The 19,037-nt window shown below is 71.1% G+C and carries 19 protein-coding genes; 9 read left to right on the top strand and 10 right to left on the bottom strand.

Translation table 11 applies throughout. The annotated features are described in order from the left end of the window. Nucleotides 1-10: 10 nt before the first annotated feature. From J3S20_RS16215 to J3S20_RS16190, 6 genes are all read right to left on the bottom strand, one after another. Nucleotides 11-994: an isopenicillin N synthase family dioxygenase gene (locus tag J3S20_RS16215; protein ID WP_216837524.1), complete on the bottom strand. Its 984-nt coding sequence runs from the start codon at nt 992-994 to the stop codon at nt 11-13. A gap of 79 nt (nt 995-1,073) precedes the next feature. Then, entirely contained in the window at nt 1,074-2,045 is a 972-nt protein-coding gene (locus J3S20_RS16210; protein ID WP_343215239.1) for a Bug family tripartite tricarboxylate transporter substrate binding protein, read from the bottom strand. Further along, nucleotides 2,042-3,637, bottom strand: a complete 1,596-nt coding sequence (locus J3S20_RS16205) for a hydantoinase B/oxoprolinase family protein (protein WP_216837523.1) — start codon at nt 3,635-3,637, stop codon at nt 2,042-2,044. The genes J3S20_RS16210 and J3S20_RS16205 overlap by 4 nt, the downstream gene beginning before the upstream one ends. A 19-nt stretch (nt 3,638-3,656) precedes the next feature. After that, on the bottom strand, nt 3,657-5,495 hold the full coding sequence (locus J3S20_RS16200) for a hydantoinase/oxoprolinase family protein (protein ID WP_216837522.1): 1,839 nt from the start codon (nt 5,493-5,495) through the stop codon (nt 3,657-3,659). 2 nt (nt 5,496-5,497) lie between these two features. Then, on the bottom strand, nt 5,498-6,739 hold the full coding sequence (locus J3S20_RS16195) for an NAD(P)/FAD-dependent oxidoreductase (RefSeq protein ID WP_216837521.1): 1,242 nt from the start codon (nt 6,737-6,739) through the stop codon (nt 5,498-5,500). Between the two features lie 87 nt (nt 6,740-6,826). Next, nucleotides 6,827-7,627: an IclR family transcriptional regulator domain-containing protein gene (locus tag J3S20_RS16190; RefSeq protein WP_216837520.1), complete on the bottom strand. Its 801-nt coding sequence runs from the start codon at nt 7,625-7,627 to the stop codon at nt 6,827-6,829. Nucleotides 7,628-7,730: 103 nt separating this feature from the next. Between J3S20_RS16190 and J3S20_RS16185 the strand changes: the two genes are divergently transcribed. From J3S20_RS16185 to J3S20_RS16160, 6 genes are all read left to right on the top strand, one after another. Then, nucleotides 7,731-9,056, top strand: a complete 1,326-nt coding sequence (locus J3S20_RS16185; protein ID WP_216837519.1) for an aromatic ring-hydroxylating dioxygenase subunit alpha — start codon at nt 7,731-7,733, stop codon at nt 9,054-9,056. After that, nucleotides 9,053-10,468, top strand: a complete 1,416-nt coding sequence (locus J3S20_RS16180; RefSeq protein WP_216837518.1) for a glutamine synthetase family protein — start codon at nt 9,053-9,055, stop codon at nt 10,466-10,468. Before J3S20_RS16185 ends, J3S20_RS16180 begins: the two co-directional genes overlap by 4 nt. Before the next feature lie 65 nt (nt 10,469-10,533). Continuing rightward, entirely contained in the window at nt 10,534-11,301 is a 768-nt protein-coding gene (locus J3S20_RS16175) for an ABC transporter ATP-binding protein (protein WP_216837517.1), read from the top strand. After that, nucleotides 11,294-12,058 carry an ABC transporter permease gene (locus J3S20_RS16170; protein ID WP_216837516.1) on the top strand — a complete coding sequence of 255 codons (765 nt, stop codon included), beginning with the start codon at nt 11,294-11,296 and terminating at the stop codon, nt 12,056-12,058. Before J3S20_RS16175 ends, J3S20_RS16170 begins: the two co-directional genes overlap by 8 nt. A 10-nt stretch (nt 12,059-12,068) precedes the next feature. Next, nucleotides 12,069-13,028 (top strand): ABC transporter substrate-binding protein, encoded by a 960-nt coding sequence (locus tag J3S20_RS16165; protein WP_216837515.1) that lies wholly within the window; start codon nt 12,069-12,071, stop codon nt 13,026-13,028. After that, complete coding sequence (locus J3S20_RS16160) at nt 13,028-13,783, top strand: ABC transporter permease (RefSeq protein WP_216837514.1); 756 nt, start codon at nt 13,028-13,030, stop codon at nt 13,781-13,783. The genes J3S20_RS16165 and J3S20_RS16160 overlap by 1 nt, the downstream gene beginning before the upstream one ends. Before the next feature lie 7 nt (nt 13,784-13,790). On the opposite strand, the gene J3S20_RS16155 is transcribed toward J3S20_RS16160, so the two are convergent. The 4 genes from J3S20_RS16155 to J3S20_RS16140 are packed head-to-tail and all read right to left on the bottom strand — an operon-like array spanning nt 13,791 to nt 17,114. Then, nucleotides 13,791-14,720: a branched-chain amino acid ABC transporter permease gene (locus J3S20_RS16155; protein ID WP_216837513.1), complete on the bottom strand. Its 930-nt coding sequence runs from the start codon at nt 14,718-14,720 to the stop codon at nt 13,791-13,793. Beyond that, nucleotides 14,720-15,643, bottom strand: coding sequence for a branched-chain amino acid ABC transporter permease (locus tag J3S20_RS16150; RefSeq protein WP_216837512.1), 924 nt, complete (start codon nt 15,641-15,643; stop codon nt 14,720-14,722). The genes J3S20_RS16155 and J3S20_RS16150 overlap by 1 nt, the downstream gene beginning before the upstream one ends. Further along, nucleotides 15,643-16,368, bottom strand: coding sequence for an ABC transporter ATP-binding protein (locus J3S20_RS16145; protein WP_216837511.1), 726 nt, complete (start codon nt 16,366-16,368; stop codon nt 15,643-15,645). Before J3S20_RS16145 ends, J3S20_RS16150 begins: the two co-directional genes overlap by 1 nt. Next, complete coding sequence (locus J3S20_RS16140) at nt 16,365-17,114, bottom strand: ABC transporter ATP-binding protein (protein ID WP_216837510.1); 750 nt, start codon at nt 17,112-17,114, stop codon at nt 16,365-16,367. Before J3S20_RS16140 ends, J3S20_RS16145 begins: the two co-directional genes overlap by 4 nt. 116 nt (nt 17,115-17,230) lie before the next feature. Between J3S20_RS16140 and J3S20_RS16135 the strand changes: the two genes are divergently transcribed. Genes J3S20_RS16135 through J3S20_RS16125 form a run of 3 tightly spaced genes read left to right on the top strand, consistent with a single transcriptional unit; the run spans nt 17,231 to nt 18,991 of the window. Beyond that, the gene (locus J3S20_RS16135; protein WP_216837509.1) at nt 17,231-17,566 is read left to right on the top strand and encodes a TIGR04076 family protein; all 336 of its coding nucleotides are present in this window, start codon (nt 17,231-17,233) and stop codon (nt 17,564-17,566) included. Next, nucleotides 17,563-18,600, top strand: a complete 1,038-nt coding sequence (locus J3S20_RS16130) for an aldo/keto reductase (protein ID WP_216837508.1) — start codon at nt 17,563-17,565, stop codon at nt 18,598-18,600. Before J3S20_RS16135 ends, J3S20_RS16130 begins: the two co-directional genes overlap by 4 nt. After that, nucleotides 18,593-18,991: a DUF4440 domain-containing protein gene (locus J3S20_RS16125; protein WP_216837507.1), complete on the top strand. Its 399-nt coding sequence runs from the start codon at nt 18,593-18,595 to the stop codon at nt 18,989-18,991. The genes J3S20_RS16130 and J3S20_RS16125 overlap by 8 nt, the downstream gene beginning before the upstream one ends. The last annotated feature ends 46 nt before the right edge of the window (nt 18,992-19,037 follow it).

Genomic DNA, 19,037 nt, shown 5'->3' with positions numbered 1-19,037 from the left:
GGTCCTTCGGTCAGGCCTCTTGGCGGTACGCGTAGTTCTTGTTCAGCCGTTCCAGCAGGTAGTCGCCATAGAGCACCGGCGGGTGCCTCGGCGGATTGGCGGCGTCGGTGCAGCTCGGCAGGCAGGCCACTTCGCTGCCCATGTCCATGTCGAAGAAATAGGGGCAGGAATAGCGGTCCCCGCCCGAGAGGTTCTTCACGCGGTGCGGCGTGGACTGCCAGCGGCCATTGGTCCAGCGCGCCAGCATGTCGCCGACATTCACCACGAAGCTGCCGGGAATCGGCGTCGCCTTCAGCCAGACGCCATCGGCGCGCCGCACCTCCAGCCCGCCGGACATGTCCTGCACCAGCACGGTGATGAAGCCGTAGTCGGTATGCGGGGCGGAGCCGAATTCATCATCCGCCGAATCCGGCGGCTGCGGCGGGTAGTGCAGCAGGCGCAGGAAGGTGGTGGGTTTTTCGAACCAGGGCAGCAGGTAGTCCCCCGGCAGGTTCAGCGCGAGCGCGATGGGCCGCAGCAGCCGCCGGCAGAAGTCTTCCATCGCCGCCTGGTAGGCGAGCACCTCCGCCCGGAAATCGGGCAGGGGCTCGGGCCACTGGTTCGGCCCCTGCAGCGGCAGGCCGAAGCGCGGATCCTCGGGCGGCACCTCATGCATGAACATGAAGGATTCGGAGTAGTTCGGCTTGGTGACGCGGGCGACGGAGGAGGTGGCGATCACCGAAGTCTTCGGCGCCATATAGCCGCGATGGAAGCCATTCATGTCGATGGCGCGCTTCTCGGCCTCCGGCAGGGCGTGGAAGCGGCGGGAGGCGGCGAAGATCGCGGCCTGCTGCGCTGCGGTGACGGGGGTATTGGCGAAATAGGCGAAGCCGATGCCGCCGAAGGCGGCGTCCAGCTGGCGGGCGATTGCGGCATCGCCGGCCTCGGTGCCGAGGGCGCCGAGGTCGATGATCGGCAGCGTCTCGGGAAGCAAAGCGGATTCGGCGGCGCTCATCGTACAAACCTCCGTGCCGCGGTCGCGCGCCGCGGCACCTGTTGGGATGATCCAGGCAACTCCCGTGCCAGGGATTCGGTCAATCCAGGCTGACGCGGCCCTCGCGCACCACCACGGCCCATTTCGCGACTTCCGCCTTCACGAAGGCATCGAACTCCGCCGGCGTGGTGGCTTCGACCAGGAAGCCCTGGCTCGCAAAGCTGTCCTTGATCTCGGGGGACTGCATGGCGCGCGCCACCTCCGCATGCAGCTTCCCCAGCACCTCGGCCGGCGTGCCGGCGGGCGCGAAGAGGCCCTGCCAGGAGGCCGCGTTGAAGCCGCGCAGCCCGGCTTCCGCCATGGTCGGCACCTCCGGCAGCAGCGGGTGGCGTTCCAGCGAGGTGACGGCGATGGGGCGGATCGCGCCGGCGCGCACCTGTGGCAGCACCACGAGGAAATCCGCGAAGCTCGACTTCACCTGGCCGGCGATGAGATCCGTCAGTGCCTGGGCGGAGCCGCGATAGGGCACATGCGTCAGGTCGACGCGCGCGGCCTGGCCGAACATCACGCCGGTGAGATGCATGGAGGTGCCGTTGCCCGGCGTCGCATAGGTCATGCCGCCATTCGCGGCGCGCGCCGCGGCGATGTAGCCCTGCACATCGGTCGCCGGCACGTCCTTGTTCACCACCAGGATCAGCGGCGCGGAAACCAGGCGGGAGACCGGCGCGAAGGCGGTGGCGGGATCATAGGGCAGGTTGCGGAACAGGCTGCCGGCAATGGCATTGCTGCCGGTGACGCCCATCAGCAGGGTGTGGCCATCCGGCGGCGACTTCGCCACCGCATCCGCGCCCACCGTGCCGCCGGCGCCCGGCCGGTTCTCCACCACCACGGTGTGGCCCAGCGCCACGGTCAGCTTTTCCGCCAGGCGCCGCGCGAGCACATCCGTGCTGCCGCCGGGCGGGAAGGGGACGACGATGCGGATCGGCCGCGTCGGCCAGGTCTGTGCGAAGGCGGGGGCGGCCAGGACCATGGCGAGGGCGGCGCCGAGGCCGCGGCGGGTGAGATGGGTCACGCAGAATCTCCCTGTTGTTGTGCGGGGCCCCAGCCGCCCCCGCCCGCGGTCTCCAGGATGAAGCGCTCGCCTGCCGCCCAGGCGATGCGCGCCTTGGAGGGAAGTGTTTGCGCCGTGCCATCAGTGCGCAGGATGATGGCCGTGGCAGGCGCGCCGGCGCCACCGCCCTGCGCGCCCGGCGCGCCGGCCAGGTGCCGCTCCCCGCGATAGGAGATCTCGGCTGTGCCCGACAGCAATCGATAGATTCGGCGGACACCATCGCCGCCGGGATGCTGGCCGGCGCCGCCGGAGTTGCGGCGGCGCGCGATGGATTCGACGCGGATCGGCGCCAGGCCTTCCAGCATCTCGGCCGGCAGGTTGCGCGCATTCGAGACATCGGCGGAGAGCCCCGGCAGCCCCGGCCCATCCGGCCGCCCACCGGACCCGCCGGCCACGATCTCCGTAAAGATCCAGCGCCGGCCGTCGCCATCGGTGCCGCCGATGGAGAGCACCACGGCGACCCCGGCATTGGGCGCGGCCGCAGGCCTGGGCGAGAGCCGCGCCAGCGCCGCGAACAGCGCATTGCAGGCCAGCTTCACCGTGGCCGTGCGCGCATTCACCGCGGCCGGAAAGCGCGGATTCACCACGCTGCCCTCCGGCAGATGCAGGTCCAGCAATTCGAGCAAGCCGTGATTGGCCGGCGCCTGCGGCGCGATGCGCTGCAGCAGGCAGAAGCAGGCGGCGAGCAGGCCGGAGGGCGCGGCATTCACCGGCCCCTCGGTCTGCGGCGCGGAGCCGGTGAAATCCACCGCCAGCCGCGGGCCCGGCAATCGGCGCAGCGTGACGCGGATGGGCACGGCGGCCGGGCTGCGGCCATCGCCTTCCAGCGCATCCTCCGCCACGGCCGCGCCTTCCGGCAGCGCCGCCAGCGCCTGCGCCAGCGTCTCCCGCGCCTCGGCGAGCAGCCCGGCGCAGCCTGCGGCGAAGGCGGCGGCACCCATGCTCGTGGCGAGCGCCGCGACCTCCCGCGCCGCCAGCGACACGGCCGCCCATTGCGCGGCGAGGTCGCCCGCCAGCATGGCCGGCGTGCGCGTATTGGCGGCCAGGATCGCGGCGATGCCGGCATCCTCGACCCCCGCATGCCGCCATTTCACGGGCGGCAGGCGCAGCCCCTCCTGGAAGATATTATGGGCATCGGGCGGCACGGAGCCGGGAGCGATGCCGCCGACATCCTGGTGGTGCAGGATGGTGGCGGCGATCGCCACCAGCGCGCCCTCGGCGAAGACCGGCCGCGCCAGGATCAGGTCCGGCAGATGCGTGCCGCCGGTCCAGGGGTCGTTCATCAGCAGCCCGTCGCCCTCCGCCAGGCTCGCCGCCGGGAAGGCGCGGAGCAGGCCGGCGATGGCCGGGATCATGCCGCCGAGCAGCAGCGGCAGCGAGCGTGCCTGGGCCAGCACACGGCCATCCGGCAGGAAGAGCGCGGCGGCGCAATCCATCCCCTCCCGCGCCACGGGGGAGAGCGCGGTGGCGAGCAGGCTGTCCTGCATGCGATCGGCCAGCCCCTCCAGCGCCAGGCGCAGGATGTCCCGGGCCGCGGCCTCGGCGAGGCTCATGCCGGGGCCCCGGCGAGGCTCATGCCGCGCGCTCCAGCAGCAGGGCACCATCGGCGCGGGGCATGGCCTGCCAGCCGGGGGGGATGCGCAGCGTGGCATCGGCGCCGTCGCGCAGCTGCGTGCCATCGGGCAGCGTGCGATGCGCCAGCGTGCCGGGGCTGGGCGGGGGCGGCGGCGGGCCGAGCGGCGCCTCCGCGACGCAGCGCAGCGCCAACATGCGCCGCGCGCCGCCGGGGTCATGGCCGCGCGTGGCGGCGTGCAGGGCATCGAAGCGGGTGGCGAGGTCCTGCGGCGCCTCGCCGGGCTGGAAGGGCACGGCGAGCGTCTCCGCCTGGCCGCCATAGGCCATGGCGAGGCTATGGGCGGGCCGGGCGGTGCAGCCCCAGGCCGCCAGCCGCGCGGTGAGCGCCGCGGCCTGGGCGGCAGCCTGCGGGGCGAGCTGCGCCACATACTCCAGCGCCAGGTCGCAGGACGCCTCCAGGCTCGCCGCGGCCGGGGCCAGCGCCACGCCGAAGGCGGAGAGCAGGCCGGGCGTGGGCGGCAACAGCACGCGCCGCGCGCCGATGCGCTGCGCGATGGCCGCCGCATGCAGCGGCCCGGCGCCGCCGCCGGCCACCAGCAGCGCGCGCGTTGGGTCCAGCCCGCGGCGCAAGGCGATGCGGCGCAGGGCGTTCGCAATGACGGCCTCCGCCAGTTCCAGTGCAGGCGCGGCCTCCGCGGTGCCGAGCGCCGCGACCAGCGCCGCGGCCGCCGCCGCGCGGTCCAGCGCCAGGCCGGGCGCGGCACCGGGCAGCCAGCCGGCGCAAAGCGCCGCATCGGTCAGCGTGGCCTGGGCGCCGCCGCGGCCGGCGGGGCGCGCCGCGGGACCGAAGCGAAGGCGCCCCTCCTGCAGCGCCAGCGTGGTGCCGCCGCCCATGGCGAGGCTTTCCACATCCAGCGCCGGGCAGCGCAGGCGCAGCGCGCCGAGGCCGATCTCCCGCGCCGTCAGCGGCTGGCCGGCGCGCACCAGGCTGACCTCCGTCGTGGTGCCGCCCATGTCGAGGCCGATGGCGTTCTCGCCCTGGGCCCAGAAGGCCACCGCACGGGCGCCGGCGGCGGGGCCGGAGAGGGCGAGGCCGAGCGGATGGTCCAGCGCCTCCGCCAGCGGCGCCAGGCCGCCCTCCGCCCGCAGCACCCAGGGCGCGGGGGTGAGGCCGGAGAGGCGCGCGGCGGCAAGCGGTTTCAGCGCCGCATCGGCCAGCGTGGCGAGGGTGCGTTCGAATTCGCGCGGGCCGGGATCGACCTGGTGCGAGAGGGACAGGCGCAGGTCGGGGCGGGCCGCGGCGATGGCCTGCGCCACGGCCAGCTCATGCGCCGGGTTCAGCGGCGCGAAGAGCAGGCAGATGGCAGCGGAAGCGCCGGGCGGCAGCCTGGCCAGATGCGCCAGCACGGCGTCCAGCCCCTCCAGCGGCTCGACCTCCTCGCCACGCGCATCGATGCGGCCGCCGATCTCGCAGCGCAGATCGGGCGGCGAGAGCCAGTGCGGCGTGGGCGGCGGCGGCGCCTCGTCCATCGGGTCGCGCTTCGACTGGCGGCCGAGATCGGGCACATCGGCAAAGCCGCGCGTGGCGACCAGCGCCACCGGGCCGGCCGTGCCATTCACCAGCGCATTGGTCGCCAGCGTGGTGGCCAGGCGCAGCCGCGCGACCTCCGCCGGCGCGATGCCGGCCTGCGCCAGCAACGCGGCCACCGTGGCGCCCAGCGCGGCTTCGGGATCGCGCGGCCGCTTCAGCAGGATCGTTGGCTGGTCCGCGCCATGGGCGACAAGGTCGACAAAATCGCCGCCGACATCGATGGCGACGTCGAGGCGGCGCGGCATGCTCAGGCCGCCCAGCGCGTGGGGGCGAAAGCGGAAAGATCGATCTCCGGATCGCGGCCGGCGACGAGATGCGCAATCTCCCGCCCCGTGCTGGCGGCGCCGCACATGCCGATATGGCCATGGCCGAAGGCGAACCAGGCATTGTCCACGCGCGGCGCGCGGCCGATGACGGGCAGGCTGTCCGGCAGGCAGGGCCTGTGGCCCATCCATTCGCTGGTGACGCTGGTATCGAGATGCGGGAACATCTCCTTCCCACGTGCCAGCAGCATCGCGGCGCGCCGAAAGTCCGGCGCGGCGTTGAGGCCGGCGAATTCGACGGAGCCGGCGAGGCGCAGGCCCATCCGCATGGGGTTCACCATGAGGTTGTGTTCCACCGCCATAACCGTGTGGCGCAGCGCCAGGTTGTTGCTGCCGACCGTCACGTGATAGCCGCGCTGCGTCTCCAGCGGGATGCGCGGGCCGAGCTGGTTGGCGAGGCGCGCGGACCAGGCGCCGCCGGCAAGCACCACGCCCTCCGTCTCCAGCGTCGCGTCGCCTTCGAGTTCCAGCGCATGGACGGAGCCGCCCTTGACGCGGAAGCCGGTGACGCGGGCGCGATGCACCTGAGCGCCGTCGCGTTCGCATTGCTCGAAGAGCGCGCGCGTCATCGCAGCGGGGTCGAGCGTGCTGCCATTCTCCGGCGCCAGGATGCCGAAGCGGAAGCGGCCCTTCAGGTCGGGCTCCAGCGCAACCAGCTCATCCTCGGCCACGTCGCGCATCTCGACGCCGAGCGAGCGGCGCAGGTTCATGCCCCAGGCCCATTGCCGCGCGGCCTCCGGCCCCGAATAGACATAGAGGCAGCCGCTGCGGCGCATCAGCCCGCTGCCATTGGCACGCTGCAGCAGCGGCTCGTAGCAATCAAAGATCGGCGCCAGCAGCCCGCGCAGGGCGGTGGCGATGCGCACCACCTCCTCCCGCGAGGAATGCCTGAGGAAGCGCGTGAGCCAGGGCGCGACGACGGGCGCGTACCACCAGCGCACGGCGAGCGGGCCGAGCGGATCGAGCAGCCAGCCGGGAACCTTCTTCCACATGCCCGGCATGCCAACGGGCAGGCAGGCGGAGGGCGAGAGCGAGCCGGCATTGCCGAAGGAGGTGGCCTCGGCCGGGCCCAGCGGATCGACGAAGGTGACCTGGTGGCCATCGCGCTGCAGCCAGGCGGCGGTGGCGGTGCCGACGATACCATTGCCGATCACCGCGATGCGCATGCTGGGGTCCTGCACCTGGCTGCTGTTCGGAGACCGAACGTCTGTGCGAATGCTAGCTTGCGTTCCGCGCGGAGCGCAACGGATAGGTCACAACAATTGCGGCGCGAGGTCGGCCGCCTGTGCGCGCAGCAGAGGCAGGTAGCCTTCGCGCAGGGCAGTGGCCGTACCGCGTTCGGTATGCATGCCGACGTTGAGCGCCGCGACCACGCGCCCGTCATGCCGCCGCAGCGGCACGGCGAGGGAGCGAAAGCCTTGCTCGGCTTCCTGGTCCACAAGGGCAAAGCCATCCGCGCGCGCCTTGGCGATGCGCTTGCGGATGCGGGCAGGGTCGAGCTCCGTCTGCGGCGTCACGGCGAAGGGCGGGTGCTGTGTGAGCAAGGAGTCCAGCGCATCCTCAGGCAGACCCGCCAGCAGCACGCGCCCAAGCGCGGTGCAGAAGGCGGGCAGGCGCAGGCCCACCATGGTGGTGAGATTGAGCAGACGCGCCGGCTGGCCGTAGGCGATGAAGACGATCTCCGCCCCGTCCAGCACCGCAGCGGAACACGGCGCGCCGACCTCCGCGCTCAGCTTCTCGCAGCGTGGCTGCAGGATCTGCGACAGGCCATTGGCGCCGAGATAGCCGGCGGCCAGCCGCAGCACGCGCGGCGTGAGGCGGAACAGCTTGCCCTCGACCTCGACATGGCCAAGCACGACCAGCGTGTGCAGCGCGCGGCGCACGGTGGCGCGCGGCAGGTCCACGGCGCGTGCGGCCTCGGCCAGCGTCATCTGCCGGCGCTCCGGCCCAAAAGCCTGCAGCACGGCGAGGCCGCGCGCGAGGGCTTCGAGAAAATCCGGGCCGTGGCCGGCGGCCTCGCGACGGCCCGCATCCTCGGCATTCAGGCGCGGCATGGTGAAGAACCTTCCAAAAGCGGCTTGTGCGGAAAGCTGGGCCTTCGCTACTATCGCACAAGTGTTCGGTCAGTGAACACTTGTTGCCGGAGCTGCAGCCGCCATGATCTCCGCCGAGATGAACGAACGCCTGACGCGCGTGGGGCCCGGCACGCCGGGTGGGCGCGTGCTCCGGCAGTACTGGCAGCCGATCGCGCTGGTCGACGAACTCGAGGAGAAGCGCCCGGTGCGCGCCGTGCGCGCGCTGGGGCAGGATTTCGTGCTGTTCCGCGACGAGCAGGGGCGGCTCGGCCTGCTGGATCGCGACTGCCCGCACCGCAACGCCGATCTCGCCTTCGGGCGGCTGGAGGATGGCGGGCTGCGCTGCCCCTTCCATGGCTGGCTGTTCGACACGCAGGGCAAGTGCCTGGATACACCGGCGGAGCCCGAGGGCAGCACGCTCTGCACCCGCATCCGGCAGCGATCCTATCCGGTGGAGCTGCGCAGCGGCATCGTCTTCGCCTTCCTGGGCGAGGGCGCGGCGCCGCCTTTCCCGGCGCTGGATTGCTTCACGGCGCCCGATACGCATGTCTTCGCCTTCAAGGGCCTGATCTCCTGCAACTGGCTGCAGGCGCTGGAGGTCGGCATCGACCCCGCCCATGCCAGCTTCCTGCACCGCTTCTTCGAGGATGGTGACGCGTCCGAGGCCTATGGCAAGCAGTTCCGCGCCACCTCCGACGGTTCCGACCTGCCGATGACCTATGTGCTGCGCGAATATGCGCGGCCGCGGATCGAGGTGGAGAACACCGACTTCGGCCTGCGCGTGACCGCGCTGCGCACCATCAACGACGCGACGACGCATGTGCGCGTGACGAACCTGGTTTTCCCGCAGGCCTTCGTCATTCCGATGAGCGCGGAGATGACCATCACCCAGTGGCACATGCCGGTGGATGATACGCATACCTATTGGGTGGCGATCTTCACCAGCTTTTCGAAGCCCGTGGACAAGGCGCAGATGCGGGCGCAGCGGCTGGAATCCTACAGCCTGCCGGACTACCTGCCGAAACTCGGCCGCCACAACGACTACGGCTTCGACCCGGAGGAGCAGGCGACCGAGACCTACACAGGCATGGGCGAGGACATCAATGTCCACGACCAATGGGCCGTGGAATCGCAGGGCGCCATCCAGGACCGGACTCGGGAGAATCTGGCCAGCAGCGACAAGGCGATCGCCGCCAATCGCCGCCTGCTGCTGCGCGCCATGGCGGCGATGGAGGAAGGCCGCGCGCCGGCGCTGATGCAGGATGCGGAGGCGACGCCGCGCATCATCGGCCCCGCTACCATCGACACCATGGCGCCGACCGCGGAATGGGAAAGCCGCTGGCGCGAGGCCGTGGCACGCCGCCGCGGCGCCGCCCCCTGGGCCCCGCCGGCGCTCGCCGCCGAATGAGTTTTGTTCAGCGACACGGGCTGGATCAGCCCGGGCTGCGTGCCGAGGTCCTGAAGCAGATCGAGGCGGCCGGCCTCGGTGTGCTGCGGCTCGCCTTCCCCGACCAGCACGGCATCCTGCGCGGCAAGACCATCATGGCCAGCGAGGCCACAGGCGCGCTGGCCAATGGCGTGGCGATGACCACGACGCTGCTGCTGAAGGATTCCTCGCATCGCACCGTCTTCCCCGTCTGGTCCGCCGGTGGCGCGCTGGGGGAGAAGGCGATGGAGGGCGCGGCGGATGCGCTGCTGGTGCCGGACCCCGCCACCTTCCGCACCCTGCCCTGGGCGCCGCATACCGGCTGGATTCTCTGCGACGCCTATTTTGCCGATGGCCGCCCGGTTCCGCTCGGCACGCGCCACCTGTTGCGGCAACAGGTTTTGCGGGCTGGCGAGCTGGGCTTCGAGTTCTGCACCGGGCTGGAGGTGGAGTTTCATCTCTTCCGGCTGACCGATCCGAAGCTGGCGCCTGGTGATGCGGGGCAGCCGGGCACGCCGCCGGAGGTGGCGCTGCTGACGCAGGGCTACAACTACCTGACCGAGCTGCGCTACGACCAGCTCGACCCGATCCTCGAAATCCTGCGCCGCGAGATCCAGGCGCTCGGCCTGCCGCTGCGCTCGATGGAGGTGGAATACGGGCCGAGCCAGGTGGAGTTCACCTTCGGCCCGCAGAAGGGCCTGGCGAGCGCCGATGCCATGGTGCTGTTCCGCAGCGCGGTGAAGCAGGTGGCGCGGCGGCATGGCTACCACGCCACCTTCATGTGCCGCCCGCGCATCCCCAATGTGATGTCGAGCGGCTGGCACCTGCACCAGTCGCTTGTGCGGGACGGCCGCAACATATTTGCGGGGGAGGGCACGCTGCTGTCGGAGACGGCGCGGCACTTTCTCGGCGGCCTGCTGTCGCATGCGCGTGCGGCGGCGGTCTTCGCCACGCCGACCATCAACGGCTACCGCCGCTATCGCAGCCATTCGCTGGCGCCGGATCGCGCCATCTGGGGCATCGACAATCGCGGCGTGATGGTGCGCGCGCTGGGCGCGCCGGGCGACGCGGCGACGCGGCTGGAAAATCGCGTCGGCGAGCCGGCGGCGAACCCCTATCTCTACCTGGCCTCCCAGCTCGCCTATGGGCTGGAGGGTATTGTGGCGCAGCGCGACCCCGGGCCGCCGGCGGACACGCCCTATGAGACCGAGGCGCCGCTGCTGCCGCGCAGCCTGGCGGAGGCTGTGACGGCGCTGGAGGAGAGCGCCACGGCGCGCGCTGCCTTCGGCGACATCTTCGTGGACTATTACGCGCGGCTGAAGCGCGCGGAGATCGCCCGCTTCGAGGCCGAGGTCTCGGACTGGGAACATCGCGAGTATTTCGAACTCTTCTGACGGGATCGGGAGGGGCAACGACCCCGTCTTCGGAAACGCCGCACGGCTCCAGGGAAAGGATGCAGATGCTCCTCGAGCTCGATGCGGTCAGCAAGGAATTTCCGACGCGCGGCGGTCCGCCCGCGCGGGTGATGGATCGCGTCTCGCTGGACGTGCGCGCGGGCGAGTTCATGGCGGTGCTCGGCCCCTCCGGCTGCGGCAAGTCCACGCTGCTGCAGATGGCGGCGGGGCTGCTGCCGGTGACTTCGGGCACGGTGCGGCTGGCGGGGCGGCCCGTCACCGCGCCGCCACCGGAGGCGGTCTATGTCTTCCAGCAATACAGCCGGTCCCTGCTGCCCTGGCGCACGGTGCGGGACAATGTGGCCTTCGCGACAGAGCACCGCGTGGGACGTAAGCGCGCACGCGCGGCGGCAGAGGAGCCGCTGGCGCAGGTGGGCCTGGGCGGCTTCGGCGACCACTTCCCCTGGCAGCTCTCGGGCGGCATGCAGCAGCGCGTGGCGATCGCCCGCGCACTGGCGGCGGAACCGGCGATGCTGCTCATGGACGAGCCCTTCAGCGCGGTGGATGCGCTGACGCGGCTCGACCTGCATGCGCTGGTTCTCGAGATCTGCGCGCGCCGCAGCCTGACCGTGCTGCTGGTGACGCATGACGTGGAGGAGGCGATCACCCTGGCCGATCGCATCGCCGTGCTGACGCCGCGGCCGACCACGGTGGCCGAAGTGATCGAGGTCGGCATCGACCGGCCGCGGGATCCGGTGGCGACACGCGAGCTGCCGCGCTTCCTCGAACTGCGCCATGCGCTGCTGGACCGGTTGATGACCCGTCATGGCTGAGCGGCTGCGTGCCATCCTGCCCGGCTTGGCCGTGCTGGCGCTGCTGCTGGCGGGGCTGGAATGGGCGGTGGAGGCGGGGCTGATCCGCCGCGTGCTGCTGCCGCCGCCTTCGGTCATCGGCACCACGCTCTGGGACCTGCTGGCATCGGGCGAATTCATCGCGCCGCTGCTGGCGACGCTGCGGCTGGTCTTTGCCGGCTTCGCCATAGGCAGCGTCATTGGCGTCGTGCTCGGCACCGCGATGGGCTGGTGGCCGGCGGCTTTTCGCCTGTTCGAACCGCTGGTGGAACTGCTGCGGCCGATCCCGAAATCCGCGCTGGTGCCGCCGCTGATGCTGTTCCTCGGTATCGGCGACACCATGAAGATCACCTCCGTCACGCTGGTGGTGATCTTTCCCGTGCTGCTGAATACGCTGCAGGGCGTGCGCGGCGTGGATCGCGTGATGCTGGATGCGGCGCGCACGCATGGCTGGGGCACGGCGCATACGCTGTGGCACCTGGTGCTGCCGGCGGCGCTGCCCTTCATCCTGGCGGGAATGCGCATCAGCCTCGGCCTGGCGCTGGTGCTGGCGGTGCTGGCCGAGATGCTGGCGGGGCAGGGCGGGCTCGGCTTCCTGATCCTCGACATGCAGCGCAGTTTTCTGATCCGGCAGATGTATGCCTGGCTGGTCATTCTCGCGCTGCTCGGCCTGGTGCTGAACGGCGTCTTCGTTGCGTTGGAACGTCGCGCGCTGCATTGGCAGAACCGCAACCCCTGAGGAGGTCTTCGTGGACATCACCCGTCGTACTGCCCTGGCCATCCCCGCCGCGCTGGCCGCGCCTGCGCTGCGCGCGCAGAGTCTGACGAAGATGCGCGTCAGCGTGATTCCCGTGCTGGATGTGGCGCCGCTGCATGCCGCGATCCGCGAAGGCTATTTCGCGGCGGAGGGAATCGAGATCGACACCTCCACCACCGCCGGCGGCGCCACCGGCCTGCCGGGGCTGGTCGCTGGTCAGTTCCGCGTCGTCTTCTCTAACGTCGTCTCCATCATGCTGGGCGCGCGGGAGGGGCTGGATTTCCGTTTTGTCTCCGGCGCCAGCAAGGGCAAGGACGGGCCGCCGGATATCCTGGCGCTGCTGGTGCGCAAGGGATCGGGCCTGCGCACGGGCAAGGACCTGGAGGGCAAGCGCATGGCCTCCAACACCCGCAACAACATCGTTTGGCTGCGCGGCATGGCCTGGGTGGAGAAGACCGGCGGCGACTGGCGCCGCGTCACTACCGTCGAAGTGCCCTTCCCGCAGATGGCGGATGCGCTGGCCGGCGGACAGGTGGATGCCGCGATCTTCTCCGAGCCTTTCGTCGCCGCGGCGCTGGAGACGCATGGCGACAGGCTGGAGCGCATCGGCTGGCCGATCAGCGAGACCGAGCCGGGCGGCACCAATGCGCAATATGTGGCGATGGCCGATGATCTCGCGCGGAACGGCGAGCTCTTCGATCGCTTCGCCCGCGCACTGCACAAGGGCGTGGACTGGGTGAATGAGTGGGCCGGCCAGCCGGCGCTGCTGGAGCTGATCTCCGCCTTCTCCCGTGTCCCGCTCGCGCGGCTGCAGAACACGGCGCTGCCCGCCTATCCGAAGGGTGTGACGCCGGCGGAACTGGATACGCTGGTGGCCACCATGCAGCGCTACGGGCTGACCGGCCGCTACCCCGCCAGCGCCAGCCTCATCCACCGCACCGCACGCGTCTGATGCGGCGGCCGTCCTCCGGTGTCTGGCTGGTGCTGGGCCTGCTCGCGCTTTGGGAAGCCTCGGCGCGGCTGGGCTGGGTGGACAGCACGAACTGGCCGCCGGTGACGGAGGTGGTTGGTGCGCTGGTCCGCGACAGCGTAACGGGCGAACTGCCGCTGCGCGTCGGCGGCTCGCTCTACCGCATGTTCGCGGGACTGCTCGCGGGCGGCCTGGCCGGCGTTGTGGTGGGGCTCGGCTTCGCGCTGGTGCCGATGCTGGCGCGGCTGTTCGGCGTGGTGGTGGAGCTGTTGCGGCCGATCCCGGTTCCGGCGGTGATTCCGCCGCTGGTGCTGTTCCTCGGCCTCGACGATCCGATGAAGATCACCGTGGTGGCGCTGACCGTCTTCTTTCCGGTGCTGACCAATACGCTGCAGGGCGTGCGCGCGGTGGAGGCGGAGGCGCTGGCCATGGGCCGCACCTTCGGCATCGGTGCCTGGCGCCGCGCGGTCTTCATCGTGCTGCCCGCCTGCCTGCCCTATATCCTCGCGGGTCTTCGCGTGGCGCTCGGCCTGGCGCTGGTGGTGACGGTGGTGGCGGAGATGATCGCGGGCGAGCAGGGCGTGGGCAATTACCTGGTCGTGATGCAGTTCGCCGGTCGTGCGCCGGAGATGTATGCGACGGTGTTGCTGCTGGCCGCGCTCGGCTATGCGCTGAACCGCGGCTTCGTCGCGCTGGAACACCGCGCGATCCGCTGGTGGTTCGCGATGGGGCGCTGAGGCCGCGTCACGTCGCATCCTCGGCGGCGTGGCGAGAGACGGTGGCGCGTTCTCCGAACAGCCCGCGCGGCCGCGCCACCAGGATGGCCGCGATCAGCACGCCGATGAGCACCACCTGCAGCGCCGCGCCGCGCGCCTGTTCCGCCTGCGGCAGCAGGTCCCGCAGCAGCCCGCCGGAGACGGTCCAGATGCCCCAGACCAGCACTGCGCCCGCCACGGCGCCGAGGTTGCGGCCGGACCCACCGACGATGAGCATGGCCCAGACCTGGAAGGTGAGGACCGGCAGGAAGTCCTCGGGCGCGATATAGCCGACGAAATGCGCATAGAGCGCGCCGCCCAGCCCCATCAGCATGCAGCCGAGCACGAAGGCCTGCAGCCGATAGCGCCGCGCCGGCTTGCCGAGCGAGGCCGCCGCCGCCTCATCCTCCCGGATCGCGCGCAGCACGCGGCCCCAGGGGCCCGCCACCAGCCGTTCCAGCCCCCACCAGGCGAGGCCCACGACGCCCAGCACCAGCGCGAGATAGGCCAGGTTCCAGGCCAGCCCCGCGCCCAGCCAGGCGGACAGCGGCTTCGGGATGGACTGGATGCCGAAGGGGCCGCCGGTCAGCGCCTGGGCGTTCAGGGCGACCAGCTGGATCACCACCGCGATGCCGAAGGTGGTGATGGCCAGGTAGTCCTCCCGCAACCGCAGCGCCGCCAGGCCGACGATGAAGGCCGCGATGCCGGCCGCCGCCATGGCGCCAATCCAGCCCAGCGCCACGGGCCAGCCGAGCGAGGTGGTGAGCAAGGCGGAGGCATAGGCCCCGATCGCGACGAAGCCCGCGACGCCCACATTGAACAGCCCCGCAAAGCCCCATTGCAGGTTGAGGCCCAGCGCCATGACGGCGAAGATGCTGGCGAAGCACAGAAAAAAACTGCCATAGGCGAGGAGCTCCATCAGGGCTTCTCCCCGAACAGCCCATTCGGCCGCAGCAGCAGGATGGCGATCAGCACCAGGAAGGCGGTGGCGGCACGGTATTCGGCGCCGAAGATCGGCACGGAGAAACTCTCAGCCAGGCCGACGATGAAGCCGCCGAGCACGGCTCCCCAGACGCTGCCGATACCGCCGAGGATGGCTGCGGCAAATAGCGGCAGCAGCAATTCGAAGCCGAGGCCCGGGCGGATCTGCCCGACCAGCCCGGCAAACACGCCGGCCACTGCCGCCAGCGCCGCGCCGATGATCCAGGTGGCGCGGATCACCGCCGCCACATCCACGCCGGCCACGCGGGCTAGCGCCGGGTTCATCGCCGTGGCGCGCATGGCGCGGCCGAGCGTGGTGCGCGTCAGCAGCAGATGCAGGCCGAGCACCACCGCGCCCGTCATGCCGATGACCAGCAGCTGGTCCGGCGTGATGCGCAGTCCGCCGAGCACATCGCGCGGCACCAGCCGGATCGCGATCTGGATTTCCCGCGTGTAGTATTCGGGCAGCGTGCCGTAGAGGAACTGCAGCAGGTTGCGCAGCGCCAGCGCGGCGCCGAAGCTCGCGATCACCAGCGTGATGGCCGCACCCCGCGCGCGCAGCCGCTGGAACAGCAGCCAGTCGACCAACAGCGCCAGCCCCGCCGTCAGCGCGGCCGCGATGACCATGGCCACCAGCAGTTCCCAGCCGAAGGAGAAGGGCCCGATCGGCTGCATCACGCCGCCGCCCGTCACCGCCACGACGAAGCCAAGCGCCGTCACGGCGAGATAGGCGCCCCAGGTCAGGAACTCGCCCTGGCCGAAATTGGCGAAGCGCAGGATGGAATAGGTCAGCGTCAGCCCGACCGCGCCGAGCGCGATGACGGATCCCACCACCAGCCCATCCGCCAGCAATTGCAGCATCACGCGGCCTCCAACCCCGCACCGAGATACAGCCCCGCCAGGCGTGGGTCCTGCGCGAGATCGGCGGCCGCGCCGACCAGCCTCTCGCGCCCCTCCACCAGCACCGCGGCCCGGTCGGCGATGGCCAGCGCCGCCTTCACATTCTGCTCCACCAGCAGGATGGTGACGCCGGCCTCGCGCACCGCCTGCAACCGCTCGAAGACTACGCCGATTAGCTTCGGCGACAGCCCGGCCGAGGGTTCGTCCAGCATCAGCACGCTGGGCGAGGCGACCAGCGCGCGCGCCACGGCGAGCATCTGCCGCTGGCCCCCGGAGAGCCGCCCGGCCGGCAGCTTTCGCAGCCGCTCCAGATCCGGAAACAGCGCGAACATTTTTGACAGTTCCCCGCGCCGGTCCTTCGGCACCAGGGCAGCGGCGAGTTGCAGGTTTTCCAGCACGGATAGATTGGCAAAGATGTTCTCGGTCTGCGGCACGAAGCCGAGGCCTTCCTGCACCATGCGATGCGCGGGGGTGCGGGTGATGTCGCGGCCGTTGAGAAAAACCTGGCCGGACCAGATCGGCACCAGCCCTGCCGCCGCCTTCACCAGCGTGGACTTGCCGGCGCCATTGGGGCCGAGCAGCGCCACGATCTCGCCCGGCGCCACGGCCAGCGAGGCGCCGCGCAGGATGGGCAGGCCTGGCTCATAGCCGCCCTCAATGGAGGAAAGTTCCAAGGCCGGGGTCATGCGCCGAGATAGGCTTCGATCACGCGGGGGTCGCGCTTCACCTCCTCCGGCGCGCCTTCCAGCAGCAGGCGGCCCTGCGCCAGCACCAGCACGGGGCGGCAGAGGCGCGTGACCAGCTCCATATTGTGCTCGATGATGAGGAAGCTGGTGCCCTGGGCGTTCAGCACCTCGATCTTCTCCATGATGGTTTCGAGCAGCGGCGGCGCGACGCCGGCGCCGGGTTCGTCCAGCAGGATCAGGCGCGGTTCGGCCACCAGCACGCGGGCCAGTTCCAGCAGCTTGCGCTGGCCGCCCGACAGGACCCGCGCCGGTTCCTGCGCCAGCCGCGTGAGGCCGACGAAATCCAGCCAGTGCCGCGCCCGGTCGCGGATGCGCCGTTCCTCCGCCGCCACGGCGCCGGGGCGCAGCCAATTGGTCCAGAAGCGCTCGCCGAGCTGGCCCGGCGGCGCCAGCATCACATTCTCCAGCACCGTCATCGCCGGGAAGGGCTTTGGGATCTGGAAGGTCCGCGCCAGGCCGTGGCCGAAAACCTGGTCGGGGCGCAGGCCGTCGATGCGGACGCCGTCCAGGGTGATGCGGCCGGCGCTGGGCTTCAGGCTGCCGGCCAGGCAGTTGAACAGGGTGGTCTTGCCGGCGCCGTTCGGGCCGATCAGCCCGGTGATGGCGCCGCGGGTCAGGGTGAAGGACACGTCCTGCACCACCGGCGGCCCGCCAAAACTTTTGGAAACCCCCTCCGCCACCAGCATCCCGCGGCCATCCCCGATCCACCGGCCATGAAACGTCCGGCCGCGCCCCGGTCAAGGCCCGTCTTGCAGCTTTGTCATCTTCCGCCTGATATGGGGGGCCTGGGGGTGGCGCGGCGATGGAGTCGGACGTTTTCGAATTGTGGGACCTGCGGGTCGAGGTGGTGGCCCCGCCCGGGGCGAAGCTGTGGTGCGGCGCCGTGCCGGGCGACCATTTCGAGGTGCGGGGCGAGATGCTGCACATGCCGCCGGGCCAGGGCTTTTCCATGTATTCCCTCGCCGCCCTGCTGCCCCTGCTGCCGGCCAAGCAGCGGCCGACGCATCCGCAGGACTGGATGAGCACGGATGCGGAGGTGGCCTGCCCCGATCCCAACTGCCCCTCCCGCTTCCGCATCACCCGCACGGCGCTGCGCCGCTTCCGCCATGGCGAGACCACCGCTGTGCCGGCGCCATGAGCGTGGAGCGGTTCGAGCTCGCGCCGGGCTATGCCATCTCCCGCATCCTGCGCGGCGGCTGGCAGCTGGCGGGTGGCCATGGCGACATTGCCAGGGATCGCGCGATTGCGGAGATGCGCGCCTTCGTCGAGGCGGGCGTCACCACCTTTGACTGCGCGGATATCTACACCGGCGTCGAGGAGATGATCGGCGACTTTCGCGCGACCCTCTCGTCGGCCGAACGCGCGGGCATGCAGGTGCACACCAAATTCGTGCCGGACTGGTCGGACCTGCCGCGCGTGGACCTCGCCTATGTCACGCGTATCATCGACCGGTCGCTCCAACGGCTGCGGACCGATCGGCTGGACCTGGTGCAGTTCCATTGGTGGAACTATGCGACGCCCGGATGGGTGGACGCGGCGCAGCACCTGGACCGGCTGCGGCAGCAGGGCAAGATCCGGCATGTGGCCGGCACCAACTTCGACACGCCGCATGCTTCCGCGATGATCGAGGCGGGCGTGCCGCTGGTCTCCATGCAGGTGCAGTATTCGCTGCTGGATCGGCGGCCGGCCGGGGCGCTGTCCGGTTTGTGCGCCGAACTCGGCATGAAACTGCTGTGCTACGGCACGGTGGCGGGCGGCTTCCTCTCCGCCCGCTGGCTCGGCCAGCCGGCGCCGGCGGAACCCCTCGCCAATCGAAGCCTGGTGAAATACAGGCTGATCATCGAGGAGTTCGGCGGCTGGGACGCCTTCCAGGCGCTGCTGCGCGCGATGGAGGCGATCGCGCGGAAGCATGGCGTCTCGATCACGGCCGTCGCCACGCGCTGGGTGCTGGACCAGCCGCATGTCGCCGGCGCGATCGTGGGCGCGCGCTACGCGGAACACCTGGCGGACAATCTCACCGTCTTCCGCTTCGCGCTGGATGCAGCGGATGTCGCGGCGCTGGAGGCTGTGCTGGCGCAGGCGCCGGGGCCGGCGGGCGATACCTATACGCTGGAACGCGACCGGGACGGGCCGCATGGGCGGATCATGAAATATGACCTCAACCGTGACTGACGCCGAGGCCTGCCTGGCCGAAGTGGTGGCGCTGCACGCGCTGTTCGAAAGCTGGCTGGGCGCGCCCGGCCATGGCGATTTCAGCCGGTTCGAGCAGGCTTTCGCGCCCGGCTTCACCATGGTCGGCCCCGGCGGCACGCGGATGGACCGCGCCGGCACGCTGTCCTTCCTGCTGCGCGCCAAGGGCAGCCGCGGCGAGGGCTTCCGCATCGCGGTCGAGGAGGGCGCGCCGCTGCACCAGGCGCCGGGCCTCGTGCTGATGCACTACATCGAGCGGCAGTGGCTGCGCGGCGGCGAAACCGCCCGCCGCGCCGCGGCCCTGCTGCAGATGACGCCGGCCGGGCCGCGCTGGCTCTTCGTGCAGGAAACCTGGGTGACGCCGCCGGTTTGATGCTGGACAGCCGGCCCTGGCTTCAGGACATTCCAGCCACAAGACG

The organism is Falsiroseomonas tokyonensis (assembly GCF_019024325.1).
Taxonomy (GTDB): domain Bacteria; phylum Pseudomonadota; class Alphaproteobacteria; order Acetobacterales; family Acetobacteraceae; genus Falsiroseomonas; species Falsiroseomonas tokyonensis.
This window is presented reverse-complemented; position numbering and strand designations above follow the sequence as displayed.

Excerpts from the sequence above, each read along its gene's own strand:
- J3S20_RS16215 (WP_216837524.1), bottom strand. The coding sequence starts at position 994 with ATGAGCGCCGCCGAATCCGCTTTGCTTCCCGAGACGCTGCCGATCATC.
- J3S20_RS16205 (WP_216837523.1), bottom strand. The coding sequence starts at position 3,637 with ATGAGCCTCGCCGAGGCCGCGGCCCGGGACATCCTGCGCCTGGCGCTG.
- J3S20_RS16200 (WP_216837522.1), bottom strand. The coding sequence starts at position 5,495 with ATGCCGCGCCGCCTCGACGTCGCCATCGATGTCGGCGGCGATTTTGTC.
- J3S20_RS16195 (WP_216837521.1), bottom strand. The coding sequence starts at position 6,739 with ATGCGCATCGCGGTGATCGGCAATGGTATCGTCGGCACCGCCACCGCC.
- J3S20_RS16190 (WP_216837520.1), bottom strand. The coding sequence starts at position 7,627 with ATGCCGCGCCTGAATGCCGAGGATGCGGGCCGTCGCGAGGCCGCCGGC.
- J3S20_RS16185 (WP_216837519.1), top strand. The coding sequence starts at position 7,731 with ATGATCTCCGCCGAGATGAACGAACGCCTGACGCGCGTGGGGCCCGGC.
- J3S20_RS16180 (WP_216837518.1), top strand. The coding sequence starts at position 9,053 with ATGAGTTTTGTTCAGCGACACGGGCTGGATCAGCCCGGGCTGCGTGCC.
- J3S20_RS16175 (WP_216837517.1), top strand. The coding sequence starts at position 10,534 with ATGCTCCTCGAGCTCGATGCGGTCAGCAAGGAATTTCCGACGCGCGGC.
- J3S20_RS16170 (WP_216837516.1), top strand. The coding sequence starts at position 11,294 with ATGGCTGAGCGGCTGCGTGCCATCCTGCCCGGCTTGGCCGTGCTGGCG.
- J3S20_RS16160 (WP_216837514.1), top strand. The coding sequence starts at position 13,028 with ATGCGGCGGCCGTCCTCCGGTGTCTGGCTGGTGCTGGGCCTGCTCGCG.
- J3S20_RS16155 (WP_216837513.1), bottom strand. The coding sequence starts at position 14,720 with ATGGAGCTCCTCGCCTATGGCAGTTTTTTTCTGTGCTTCGCCAGCATC.
- J3S20_RS16150 (WP_216837512.1), bottom strand. The coding sequence starts at position 15,643 with ATGCTGCAATTGCTGGCGGATGGGCTGGTGGTGGGATCCGTCATCGCG.
- J3S20_RS16145 (WP_216837511.1), bottom strand. The coding sequence starts at position 16,368 with ATGACCCCGGCCTTGGAACTTTCCTCCATTGAGGGCGGCTATGAGCCA.
- J3S20_RS16140 (WP_216837510.1), bottom strand. The coding sequence starts at position 17,114 with ATGCTGGTGGCGGAGGGGGTTTCCAAAAGTTTTGGCGGGCCGCCGGTG.
- J3S20_RS16135 (WP_216837509.1), top strand. The coding sequence starts at position 17,231 with ATGGAGTCGGACGTTTTCGAATTGTGGGACCTGCGGGTCGAGGTGGTG.
- J3S20_RS16130 (WP_216837508.1), top strand. The coding sequence starts at position 17,563 with ATGAGCGTGGAGCGGTTCGAGCTCGCGCCGGGCTATGCCATCTCCCGC.